Source organism: Trichocoleus sp. DQ-A3 (genome assembly GCF_039961975.1).
Classification (GTDB): Bacteria; Cyanobacteriota; Cyanobacteriia; order Cyanobacteriales; family FACHB-T130; genus FACHB-T130.
This window is the reverse complement of sequence record NZ_JAMPKC010000016.1, coordinates 83,634-95,511: the sequence shown is the minus strand read 5'-3', so window position 1 is coordinate 95,511 and position 11,878 is coordinate 83,634. Positions and strand designations below refer to the sequence as shown.

Here is an 11,878-nt window from a genome sequence, read left to right as displayed (position 1 = left end):
CCCTTTCATTTAGTATTATTTGCTACAAACTTATACAATTTCCAGATTTTTAAATTAACTTAATAGAAATCTAATCCTATCGCTATACTCCTATGAATTCATCCATACAAACGTTTGTGCTTAACTTTTCTCCTGAGGTTTTTAGAGGATTTTCAGCGCTAGTTAGGCTTTATGAGTAAGTTCGCTCGGCGCGATCGCGGCAGACGATCCCCGCACTACAATACAACGCCCATACAGAGAAATTATGCTTAACCGAGAATCACTATATTGTCAAGAATATTCACGAAAAAACCGCTAGAGAAAACTCCCCAGCGGTTGCGGCTTGGCTTTATTGATAATACAAACTTTACCGAGCATCAAAAAAGCGCAAAGGACCATAACCTAAAAATTGCTTTTCGGGTTTATCGCCTGTAGGAAACGCTGACACGCCAAAGTTATAAATCCCAGAGACACTAGGATTTTCAAAGGGTCCAATGGCAACCGTTACAGTTTGACCGGGTTGAATTGGGGGATCGAATACTAGGTCAACTTCCTGAGTTTTTTTGTCAACTTTTACTTCGCCCAACTTACAATTCTCTTTGGGTTTCTCATTGAGAAACGCCTTAGTTCTGGCAGAATCGAATTCAACTAAATTGCCACCATTTTGACGAATTGTTACTCGATTTAAAGATTGAGACGCCGTTTTTGGTAAGTTAAAAGTGAAGTAATAGCTTGCGCCTCTGAACCGGACGCTGGCTTGACTCGTTCTGGTATTACTTAATTGAAAAGGAACACCAAAAGAACTTCTGCCGTTTGAGAATTGAATCGCCTGCGCTGATGGATTGTTTACTCCAGAAGCGCCGACGCCAAAGGTAAGAGTGCCTGCAATTAATGCCAGAGACAATTGCTTAAGACGCTTCATTGTTGTGACCTCCTAGGGTTGCGAGTGTCTGGTAGATGCGATTCAGGAACTTGGAAAGCTGTTCTAAAGGGAGAGCCATTTACGGCAAAGCGATCGCGTATATCATCTTCAACAATTATTCATGAAAATGATAAGTAACAATGCTACCTAAGAAGGATGCTTTATCTTTCTTACCTTTTTTATAGCAAAGAATTTTAAAAGTAGCTCCGCCTTGAACATATAATTTTAAACCTTCATTTAAGATTTGAGCGATCGCTCCTAATAATTCCCTTCAGATTTGTGCAGTTCTCATTCGCCGCTTCTAAGTTTACAGAATGTCAATAACTGCATCAAATCAGCTAAAAATCGGAAAATAATAGATAAAATCAAGCTACAGATTAATTTTTAAAGCGCGGTTGAGCAAAGCTGAGAACAACCGAGTTTTAACCTAACTACAAAAGATTTTGAAAAACTAGGGAGTTTTTCACAGGTTGTCTTTGCCGACTCAGCGCTTTCACCAGCGTGTATACAGGTGTGCGGAGGAACTATGTTTAAGCTATTCCGGGCTTTAGGACTTGGTATAGGCATCTGGGGTGTCGCTTTGCTATTGTGCAATCGTGCCGTTGCTATAGAAGCGATCGCCACAGAAATTGCCAATACCGAACCTAATACCACTTCCTTAGAAACAATTGCCTCATCTACCCCAGAAACCCTGGAGTCACCAAAAGCAAACAGCACCGAGCTTGCACCAATAGATGTCAGCATAGATGTCAGCTCAGTTGCCGTTCTATCTGAGCCGACTCGTGCCGCTACCGATACAAATTTACCGGAAGCGCCAGTTATTGAATCAGTTATTGAAACAGAGTTAAGCGAAAAAGCGACAACAATAGCGCAAACCCCCGACGACTTGGAGCCAACCAGCCTAGATGAGCTAGAAGCTGACTCGATGGAGCAAGTCACTTCCGTCACTCAACTTTCCGATGTGCAGCCGACAGACTGGGCATTCCAGGCGCTGGAATCCCTAGTCGAGCGCTATGGTTGCATTGCAGGTTATCCCGATAGCACCTTTAGAGGCAACCGCGCACTCAGTCGCTATGAATTTGCCGCCGGGTTAAATGCCTGTCTCAATCGAATCAATCAACTCATTCAAACCTCAACTGGCGAACTTGCCAGCCAAGAAGATTTAGCGACGCTGCAACGATTACAAACCGAATTTGCACCAGAACTTGCAACCTTGTTAACTCGTGTCGGTAACTTAGAGGCATCTGTTACTCAGTTAGAAGAACAACGCTTTTCCACGACAACTCGACTCCGGGGAGAAATCCTGTTTGCCGTCAGTGGAGTTGGTGGCGGCGAAATCAACAACCAGGATGTCGATGCGAATGTTGTCCTCAGCAACCGAGTTGAATTGAATTTAGATACCAGTTTCTCTGGTCAAGACTTGTTGAGAACCCGATTAGCGGCTCAAAATACGCCTAACTTTGCAGAAGTCACGGGAACCAACTTTGCCAAACTCTCATTCACCGGAAACAACGAGAATGACATTCAACTTGGCGCACTGTTCTATCGGTATCCGGTGACAGAGCAAGCGATCGTTTACTTTGGACTGATCGGGATTGGCTTTGGTGATTTTACGCCTACCCTCAATCCCTATGTCAACAATTCTCTTCTTGCTGCCGTTTCTAACTTTGCCGGAGAATCGCAGCTATTTGGGCTGAATGGAGGCACGGGGTTTGGTTTAGAATATCGCATTAGTCGAGCGGTGCGGCTGTCTTTGGGATATCTCGCATCGAACACCAATCAAGCGGAAACGGGTCTATTTGGGGGTCGTTACGGCGCGATCGCTCAAGTCACTTTATATCCTACAGACAGTCTGAGTGTGGGTTTGACTTATATTCATTCTTATAACATCGTCACTGGCAAAGGCAGTCGTAACGCCGAAGACCCTTTTAATGGTGCGAATCTTTCTACCAATGCTTATGGATTACAAGCCTCTTATCAAGTCTCTCCTAACTTCAACATTTCCGGCTGGACAGGGTTAATTAATGCTCGTGCCGAATCCGATCCACATAAAGGCAGCGATGCCAAAATCTTTACGTGGGCTTTAAGCTTTGCTTTGCCCGATGTCGGTGGACTCGGTAATCTGCTCGGATTCGTGATTGGTCAACCGCCTAAAGCGATTGAAAATGATGTTGTTGGGCGCGAAGATCCCGATACCTCCTTACATTTAGAAGCCTTTTACCGCTATCAAATCACTGATAATATTGCGATTACCCCAGGATTTTTTGTAGTCACAAATCCCGAACACAATGCTAACAACGATCTAATTTATGTCGGCACCGTCCGCACCAGTTTTGTGTTTTAAGAAAGTATTTTAATCCGGTTATCATTCTGAGCATTACCGAAGCGCGATCACTTGTTAGCGTAGCGGTGCATAGCACAGGCAAGCTCTGTAGAGTCTTCGCAGATGTAGGGGCATAGCAAAGAGTCAGGGAAACAATCCCCTGGCTCTTTGACCGAGTCAAACAAAAATTTTTTCTGATTGCAAAATGAACCTTTAGTGTTGCCTAACGCCCAACCGCAAGCGGTTGCCGTCTAAAAACAGCATCCCCCGTCTGCACATCAAACCAGTGGATATTCTGAAGTGGCAATGCCAGTGTTATATCTTCGCCACTCCAGCGCCGATCCGTCGGTAACAAGGTACGAATTGTCGTGGGTTCGCCAGCAGAACCCTCAACCCGTACGCTTACTAAGTTGTTCATCCCCAAGTTTTCTACCAAAAACACCCGACCCCGAACGGTGTTTCTATCTTCAGGTTGGGCAATGCGAACATTTTCCGGACGAATCCCCAACACAATCTGGGGCGGCACGGTTGGAACTTCCGGCAGCGGGATTCTAAAATTACCTAGCATGGCGGAATTTCCCTGGCAAGGCAGCGTTAACAAATTCATTTGGGGACTGCCCACAAACCCAGCCACAAATAGATTTGCCGGATTATTATAAATACGTTCGGGGGGGTCAAGTTGCTGCACATCGCCCTTGTTGAGAACCGCCACTTTACTAGAAAGCGTCATCGCTTCTGTCTGGTCGTGGGTGACGTAAACAACCGGAACGTGTTGAGATTCAAATAGTTGCTTAATTTCAGCCCTAACGTTTTCCCGCAACAGCGCATCCAAGTTACTTAGGGGTTCATCTAATAAAAAGACATGAGGACGGCGTACCAAAGCCCGTGCTAGGGCGACCCGCTGCCGTTGTCCGCCAGACATTTGACCCGGTTTGCGGCTCATTAATTCGTCTAATCCCAATACTCTTGAAGCTTCTGCCACCCGTTGTTTAATTTCTTCCGGGGGTGTTTTTTGCAGTTTGAGACCAGAACCGATATTCTCGTAAACCGTCATGTGAGGATAAAGGGCATAGCTTTGAAATACCATTGCAATGTCGCGATCGCCCGGTCGCAAGTTTGTGACATCTTTATCCCCGATGGAGACCCGACCGCGTGTGGGTTCCTCTAGACCTGCAATCAACCGCAGAATGGTAGATTTACCGCATCCAGAAGGTCCAAGTAACGTGAGAAACTCACCATCTTCTACGCTCAAGCTAACGTCTTTGACCGGGATGACTTTGGGATTATAGGTTTTATTTAAGTTTCGGAGTTCGAGTCTAGCCATGATTTTAAACAGGTTGAAGGTTGAAAGTTGCAGAAAGTTGAAGGTTGAAAGTTTTTTACCTCGGTTTCTGGCTCAGTCTGAGAAAAGGGATGATTTTTAAGGTTGAGTGATTCATTCATCACTCAAAACTCAAAATTCATCCCTTTATCCTTTAACAGCACCCGCTGTTAAACCTTGGACAATCTTGCGCTGGAAGAACAACACCAGTAAAACTAGGGGCAAAGTTCCCAAGACCGTTGCCGCAGCAATTGGCCCGTATGGAATTTCAAATAGGGACGCACCGCCTAATTGAGCAGCCCCAACCGGAATCGTCTTCATATCTTCACGAGTAATAAAGGTGAGGGCGAAGATAAACTCGTTCCAAGCAAAAATAAAGGTGAGAATTCCAGTCGTGACCAAAGCTGGAACCGTCATCGGCAGTAAGATTTGCGTCAGCATTTGGAACGTATTATAGCCATCGACTTTAGCGGCATCTTCCAAATCTTTTGGCAATTGCTCGAAAAAGCTTCGCAGCACTAAAATCGTCAACGGTAAATTGATGGCAGTATAAGGAATTATCAGCGCCAAATAGTTGTTACCCAAGCGAAATGCCTGGACAATTTCTAACAGTCCCAAGAACAACAAAATTCCAGGGAATAAAGTAATGATGAGGACACCGGCGAGGATAACTTTGCCGCCCCGAAGATGCAATCGTGCCAGAGCGTAAGCAGCGGGTGCCCCAATCGCTAAAGCCAGAGCAGTGGAAGTAATCGAGACGAAGGCACTATTTAAGATGTAGCGCCAAAATGGACGACGAACGAATAACTCAATGTAGTGAGCAAGGGTGTATCGAGTGGGAAAATAGACCGTGGGAACGGCGGCAATATCCTCATTGACTTTGAATGAAGTCAGCAGTTGCCATAAAACTGGCGCTAGGCAGAAGATTACTACCAGGGCAACTGCCAGGGGCATTAAGATTTTTTTCCAGGAAAACTTTTTCCCCTTGGTTGGGGTTGGAGCGGTTGGGCGTTCTTGGGGAATGACAGTCATAACTTAAGCGGCTCCTGAAGTTTTGGCACGAGAGCGACTGAGCAAGAAACTAGCGATCGCTACCGCTACAATCAGCAACGTAAAGGTCACTACCACCAGCGCCGCACCATAACCAAAGTCTAAGTAGCGCATCACGGTGGAGTAGATGTACAGCGAGACCACTTCCGTCGAACCTCCAGGCCCGCCCCCCGTCATCACCGCAATCAAGTCGAAAATCCCGAAAGATTGGGCAAATCGAAATAGCAGTGCAATTAAGATTTGCGGCATCAGCAACGGTAGCGTAATTCTAGTGAAGTTTTGCCAAGGGGTTGCTCCATCAATCGAATGGGCTTCGTAAAGGTCAGGCGAAATCGACTGCAACCCAGCCAAGAGCAGAATGCTGATAAACGGCGTGGTTTTCCAAACATCGGCAAAGATCACCGCCATCAATGCCAGGGTTGGATCTCCCAGCCAGTTAATCCCACCTTCAATTAGACCCACTCGTCTGAGAATGTCGTTGACAACGCCAAACTGGTCGTTAAAAATCCAACCCCAGGCAAGACCGATCAGAGCAGTCGGTAATGCCCACGGTAAGATAGCTGTCGTTCGCACCAAGCTTCTTCCCCGAAATTTCTGAGTCAGAACCAGAGCGATTCCCAGCCCTAGTAATAGCTCGATAATGACGGCTGAGGTAGTGAAGACTGTTGTTGTCCAGAAACTCTGCCAGAAACGACCATCCCCCGCCATCCGCCCGTAATTATCCAGACCCACGAAGACAGGTTGCAACTCGGTTCCTAGGTTCTTCGTAAACAAACTCAACCAGAATGCCCGGACAATCGGGTAGCCATAGACCAATAACAGGACAAGCAAGGCAGGCATTAGTAAGATCCAGCCCGTGCGTTGTTCCCGACCTCGGATTGTATTCAGGTTCATCATGAAGTCAAAGGTAAAAATTCAAAAGGCTAACTCTTAAAAAAGTCAAAAGTCCAAGGTGCAAAGGCAAAAGAAACCGCAAATGATGCAATTGTTTTGATTGACTTTTGCCTTTTACAGGGTTGCCTGGTTATGCCGACGGTTTCGCTTGACCCGCGTTGAGGAGTCGGCGCGTTTCATTGGCGGCAGATTGCATTGCTTTTTCCGGACTCGTCCGGTTGGTTAGTGCGGCACTGAGGTAGCGTTGCAAAATATCAGAGGCTTGGGCATATTGTGCAATCGGCGGACGTAAGACGGCTCTTTGCACTACCTCTAAAATCTGCGGGAAGTGGGGGTATTTAGCGACAATCTGTGGGTCTGTAAATAATTCCCGGCGGCTGGGCAGATAGCCTTCTTGCAAAATGAATCGCCGCTGTGTTTCTTCACTGGTAAAGTATTGAATCGCTTTCCAGGCTTCCTCTGGATGTCGAGAGGATTTAGAAATTCCAAAACCCCACCCGCCTAGGCAAGCCGCCCCTTTTTGACCGGGGACGTGAACCATCGGTTTAATCCCGATTTTTCCCTTGATTGGCGAAGTCTCTTCATTCGCTAAGGGCCAGACATAAGGCCAACTTCTTAAAAACGCTGCCTGACCGTTTTGGAAGAACCGTCGGGTATCTTCTTCGTGATAGGTTGTCACCCCAGGCGGAGCAACACCCTCCTGAACGGTGCCGCGCAAAAACTCGATGGCTCTTAAGGCTTCCGGTCGATCTAACCCAACTTCTAACGTGTCGGGATTCACCCAGAAGCCACCAGCGCCTTCGAGAACCTCCATAAACATTGCCACCGCTCCTTCGTATTGGCGACCTTGCCAGAGGTAGCCCCATGTTACCTTTCCTGTCTTCTGCAAGGTTTTGGAAGCTGCCATTAAATCTTGAAAAGTTTCTGGCGGCTGCAATCCGGCTTCTGCTAGCAAGTCTTTCCGGTAGTAGAGCATCCCCGCATCAGAACGAATTGGCAGTCGGTACAGCTTGCCTTCGTAACGTCCCCCTTCGACATCATTGGGTGAAAATGCTGCCAATTCGTCTTGGGAAATCCGGTTGCTGAGGTCTAGCAGCCAACCCGCCGCCGCAAATTTTGGCGTCCAGATGATATCCATGACCACCAGGTCATAAGGAGATTCTCCCAAGATGAAAGCAGAGGTATAGAGGTCTTCAACCAAGTTTGTAGCGTTAGGACCTTCAACGATGTTGATGCGAATGCCTGGATTCTCTGCCTCGAAGTCTTTGATCATCCGCTGCAAGGGTGGGGCATCTGGGGCAGGCAGCAACAGGTTGAGCGTGACTGGCTGCTGAGCCATCACGAACCAGCTAAACAATACGATGCCCAAGAAAAGAAGAATAGATATCCCAAAGCGACGCAAAGAGCGGAGGTTTGGTAGGAATTTTCGCAGTTTGTTTACCGATTGGCGATATAACATTGTTGCTTTATCAAGCAAAGGTTTAATAGTTGATTGGGAAACAAATAAAGACAATTAAATTTTCTCAACCGGCTTATTTGATGGCTAGCTTACTCACTTTGCTTAAAATTGCTTAATACTCTGATAAGAAGCCCGAAAAAAATAGCTCGTGCTACAGACATTTCAGCTTGTCATCAATGCAGATGATTCCTTTGAAAAAGGCAAAGTTTGCAGAAACGTATCCTAGGCTGAACTGAGATCGTCTCTGGTTCTGCTAGGAGTACAAACTGTTTATTTCCGATAGATAAAAATGCTTTGATATCAGTAAATTAATTTCTTATTAATGAGAGATCAACCTTCCAAAGAAATAGCAAGCTATAAACAAAAAACTTTCCTGGGGGGTTTGAGTTGCAGACCTAAAAGTGGTAAAATCCTCGTTAATATAAGATTAAGTTTTATTAAATTTAAAAAAAGTTTGATTAACCTTGGAAGGGTTAAGACTAGCGATCGCTACGAAAAACTCTAAGGTTAACACTAGCGATCGCTGCGAAAAACTACCCAATTGTACAAACCACAATTTCTATTGATATTCATCTATTAGAATTAGCAGTTATCGATTTGAAGTGCTTGCCGCCAGCTTTGCAACCACATTCGCCAATTCATCTGGCTCAACTGGCTTCGCCAAATGCATCTGAAAGCCTGCCGAGAGAGCCTGCGTGCGGTCTTCTTCCCTCGCATAGGCAGTCAGCGCGATCGCCGGAGTCTCTCCTCCTTGGCTGGCATCCAGTTTCCGCACTTTCCCAAGCAAAGAATAGCCATCCTCGTTGGGCATCCCAATGTCACTCACCAGAACATCCGGTCTGACTTGAGGGATTCGCTCAAATGCTTCTTGTGCCGATGCCGCTGCGATCGCTTCAGCGCCATATTGTTCCAGCATGAAGGTCAGAAATTCCCGCGTGTCAGTATCATCGTCCACAACCAGTACTCGCACGCCATCGAGTAAAGCGCTGCCGACGGAGGATTCAGAACCCAATAAAACATCTTCTTCCATTGTTAGTTTTTTCGCCTCACTCTTGATAAGTGGCAATATTACTGTGAAAGTTGCTCCCTGTCCTTCGCCCGGACTTTCTGCGTAGACAGTCCCACCGTGCAGTTCTACTAAATGATGCACGATTGCCAAACCGAGTCCCAGTCCACCGTGCTTCCGAGTCGTTGAGCCATCCGCTTGTCGGAAGTAATCAAAGACATGGGGCAAAAAGTCAGCACGGATGCCCTTCCCGGTGTCGAGGACTTGAATTTGGGCATAGTTGCGATAAGTCCTGAGTCCTTCATTTGTCATGAGTTCGCGTTCGTTGGCGAATGACTTTTGACCGCTGACCATTGACAGTCTTATCTCAACACGACCGCCTTCCGGCGTAAACTTAATCGCGTTTGAGAGCAAATTCCAAACAACTTGTTGTATGCGGCTGGAATCGCCCGAAACCAGCCCTACAGATGGATCGAGGAAAGACTGAAGCTGAATCGATTTCGCGTCAGCCGCCAGACGCACCGTGTCGATAGCTGCCTCAAGGGTAGAGACTAGGTTGATTGGGGAGATATTTAGACCGACTTTTCCGCGGATGATCCGCGAGACATCCAGCAAATCATCAATGAGCTGTGTCTGCAATTTAGCATTGCGCTCGATGGTTTCAATCGCACGAGCAGTGGTAGCTTGGTCAAACTTTCGGGTGCGGAGTAGTTGCGTCCAACCGAGGATTGGGTTGAGCGGCGATCGCAACTCGTGAGAAAGTATCGCCAAGAACTCATCTTTCATGCGATTCGCTTGCTGAGATTCTTGGTAAAGCTGTGCATTATCAATCGCCGCCGATGCCATCTGAGCCATTTGTACCAGGATGGCTTCGTCCTCTTCGGTAAATTCCCCCTCGTATTTGTCGGAAAGCTGAATTAAACCGATATTTTGTCCATTCCGACCGATCAGGGGTACAGCCAGCCAACCCCGCATCGGTGGGTGCTTGTCAGCCGCCTTCCCAAAACCTCGCCAAGCTGGATGTGCTTCTAGTTCGGCTTGCGTCATCCGCATCGGGCGCTTCATGCTACAGACCAGTGCATAGATGCCAGAACCATCGGTTGTTTCACTGTAATCTCGCCACTGCGCGTACTTATCTGACAGAGAAACTGAGTTAATCGCCTGTTCCCAGTTCTCGCCTACCGTGATGCTAGTGACTGACTGATGTGTCCCGATGATTTCGCGGGACTGTGCGGTAATCAGCGATAGCATTTCGTCGAGAGATAGGGTTGAGTTGATGGAAACGGATGCCTCTGCGAGGCGTTGCAAACGGCTGGTATATTGCCGTTGACGGGTCAACATTTGGGCGCGTTCTAGAGCGATCGCTATCTGATCGCAAACAACCTTCATCAATTCAATTTCATCCGGCTCGAAACGGATGCGGTTGCGGGTGCCAAAAGAAAGGATTCCCATGAGCTGACCGTGGGCAAGTAACGGGTGACAAGCATAAGCTGTCATCCCTAGCGATCGCGCCATTTCTATTTTCGGGTCTGTCGATTGCTGAATGTTCTCTGCGACGATGTGGTGACGCTCTAAAGCGACACGTCCACACACAGTTTCACCCAAATCCAACCACTCTCTTTCTTGGGAAACTTGCTCGGAAACTCCACCACAACAGTTTAAATGCAGAAGTTGTTTTTCCCGATCGACCAAGTAGTTGAAATAAACTTCAAGTCCTAGATGAGAAGAAAGTTCTTGAAATAGGTTGTCGATCAGTTCTTGCGGTCGATCGTTCAACAGTAACTTGCTTGCCGTTTCAGAGAGAAGCTTGAGCCGCTCGTGGCTTTTGTGCAGGTCTTGTTCGGCAGCTTTGCGATCGCTGCGTTCCTGGCTTTCTCGCAAAGCTCGCATGACTGATGGCACCAGTCGCTCTAGCCGTTGCTTCACCACGTAGTCTGTCGCACCGTTTTTCAGAGTCTCAATCGCCAATTCCTCGCCAATCGTCGCCGAGACAAAAATAAATGGCACATCGCAGCAAAGGGAGCGAGCGATTTTCAGCGCTGAGATGCCATCAAACGACGGCAGTGAGTAATCTGAGAGAATCAAGTCAAAAGAGTCTGTTTCTAGTGCTGTAACAAAGTCAGTGCGCGTCTCTACTTGCACCAACTCGCAGTCAATCCCACCATTGCTTAAATTCGCATAGATGAGTTCTGTATCTAGCAGACTGTCTTCGAGTAGGAGGATACGCAGTACTTTCACAGGACTCAAACCTTTTTTTGATTATTCAGCGCAACCGTGGAAATCAACATTACTGCTTAAAGCTGAAAACGAAAGTTTTGATTTTGAGTGATTAGATTTTTTTTTGATTCCAAATTTAAAACTCATAACTTAAAAATTTTTCGTTTATAATCCCTTGTTTTCATGAATAAACTCCATCATGAATGCTTAATTTCTTCTACCTGCTTAGACAGTACAGGCAATGGGTAAAGAACCAGGTGGTGGCTGATTGACGATTGCCCAAAAAAGCCCGATTTCCTTGATGGCGTTCACAAATTCATGAAAATCAACTGGCTTCACAACATAAGCATTCACCCCTAAATCGTAACTCCTAATCAGATCTTGCTCTTCCCGTGAAGAAGTCAGCATGACGATTGGGATTACTTTCATCGTAGGGTCAGACTTCAACTGTGCTAGCACTTCCAGCCCATCCACTTTGGGTAATTTTAGATCTAGCAGTACCACGACCGGATTCCCTTCAATCCGCAGCTTAAAAATCCCCCGTCGATAGAGATAATCTAGCGCTTCTTCCCCGTCGCGCACGACCACCACTTCATTCGCTAGATGGTTTTCCTCTAGCGCTGCGAGTGTTAACTCAACATCGTTGGGACTATCTTCAACTAGCAAAATTCGTTTCAATTCTTTCATTCATCCCCCTGTATCAATTA

General features: G+C 46.6%; 8 protein-coding genes. 1 reads left to right on the top strand and 7 read right to left on the bottom strand.

Translation table 11 applies throughout. From position 1 onward, the window contains the following. Nucleotides 1–346: 346 nt before the first annotated feature. Nucleotides 347–901, bottom strand: a complete 555-nt coding sequence (locus tag NDI44_RS20495; RefSeq protein ID WP_190411440.1) for a DUF2808 domain-containing protein — start codon at nucleotides 899–901, stop codon at nucleotides 347–349. A gap of 526 nt (nucleotides 902–1,427) precedes the next feature. On the opposite strand from NDI44_RS20495, the gene NDI44_RS20490 reads away from it, so the two are divergent. Next, nucleotides 1,428–3,245 (top strand): iron uptake porin, encoded by a 1,818-nt coding sequence (locus NDI44_RS20490; protein WP_190411439.1) that lies wholly within the window; start codon nucleotides 1,428–1,430, stop codon nucleotides 3,243–3,245. 202 nt (nucleotides 3,246–3,447) lie between these two features. Here NDI44_RS20490 and NDI44_RS20485 read toward each other — a convergent pair whose 3' ends face one another. The 6 genes from NDI44_RS20485 to NDI44_RS20460 all read right to left on the bottom strand — a co-directional run bounded on the left by NDI44_RS20485 (nucleotide 3,448) and on the right by NDI44_RS20460 (nucleotide 11,858). Then, a complete protein-coding gene (locus NDI44_RS20485) occupies nucleotides 3,448–4,548 on the bottom strand; it encodes an ABC transporter ATP-binding protein (protein ID WP_190411438.1) in 1,101 nt (366 codons plus the stop codon). Between the two features lie 144 nt (nucleotides 4,549–4,692). Then, nucleotides 4,693–5,499, bottom strand: a complete 807-nt coding sequence (locus NDI44_RS20480) for a carbohydrate ABC transporter permease (protein ID WP_242028893.1) — start codon at nucleotides 5,497–5,499, stop codon at nucleotides 4,693–4,695. Nucleotides 5,500–5,580: 81 nt separating this feature from the next. Then, on the bottom strand, nucleotides 5,581–6,492 hold the full coding sequence (locus tag NDI44_RS20475) for an ABC transporter permease subunit (protein WP_190411436.1): 912 nt from the start codon (nucleotides 6,490–6,492) through the stop codon (nucleotides 5,581–5,583). A gap of 127 nt (nucleotides 6,493–6,619) precedes the next feature. After that, a complete protein-coding gene (locus NDI44_RS20470; protein ID WP_190411435.1) occupies nucleotides 6,620–7,948 on the bottom strand; it encodes an ABC transporter substrate-binding protein in 1,329 nt (442 codons plus the stop codon). Nucleotides 7,949–8,537: 589 nt separating this feature from the next. Continuing rightward, nucleotides 8,538–11,192 (bottom strand): response regulator, encoded by a 2,655-nt coding sequence (locus NDI44_RS20465; RefSeq protein ID WP_190411434.1) that lies wholly within the window; start codon nucleotides 11,190–11,192, stop codon nucleotides 8,538–8,540. Nucleotides 11,193–11,396: 204 nt separating this feature from the next. Continuing rightward, the gene (locus NDI44_RS20460) at nucleotides 11,397–11,858 is read right to left on the bottom strand and encodes a response regulator (protein ID WP_190411433.1); all 462 of its coding nucleotides are present in this window, start codon (nucleotides 11,856–11,858) and stop codon (nucleotides 11,397–11,399) included. Nucleotides 11,859–11,878 lie beyond the last annotated feature (20 nt).

Excerpts from the sequence above, each read along its gene's own strand:
- NDI44_RS20495 (WP_190411440.1), bottom strand. The coding sequence starts at position 901 with ATGAAGCGTCTTAAGCAATTGTCTCTGGCATTAATTGCAGGCACTCTT.
- NDI44_RS20490 (WP_190411439.1), top strand. The coding sequence starts at position 1,428 with ATGTTTAAGCTATTCCGGGCTTTAGGACTTGGTATAGGCATCTGGGGT.
- NDI44_RS20485 (WP_190411438.1), bottom strand. The coding sequence starts at position 4,548 with ATGGCTAGACTCGAACTCCGAAACTTAAATAAAACCTATAATCCCAAA.
- NDI44_RS20480 (WP_242028893.1), bottom strand. The coding sequence starts at position 5,499 with ATGCCCCTGGCAGTTGCCCTGGTAGTAATCTTCTGCCTAGCGCCAGTT.
- NDI44_RS20475 (WP_190411436.1), bottom strand. The coding sequence starts at position 6,492 with ATGATGAACCTGAATACAATCCGAGGTCGGGAACAACGCACGGGCTGG.
- NDI44_RS20470 (WP_190411435.1), bottom strand. The coding sequence starts at position 7,948 with ATGTTATATCGCCAATCGGTAAACAAACTGCGAAAATTCCTACCAAAC.
- NDI44_RS20460 (WP_190411433.1), bottom strand. The coding sequence starts at position 11,858 with ATGAAAGAATTGAAACGAATTTTGCTAGTTGAAGATAGTCCCAACGAT.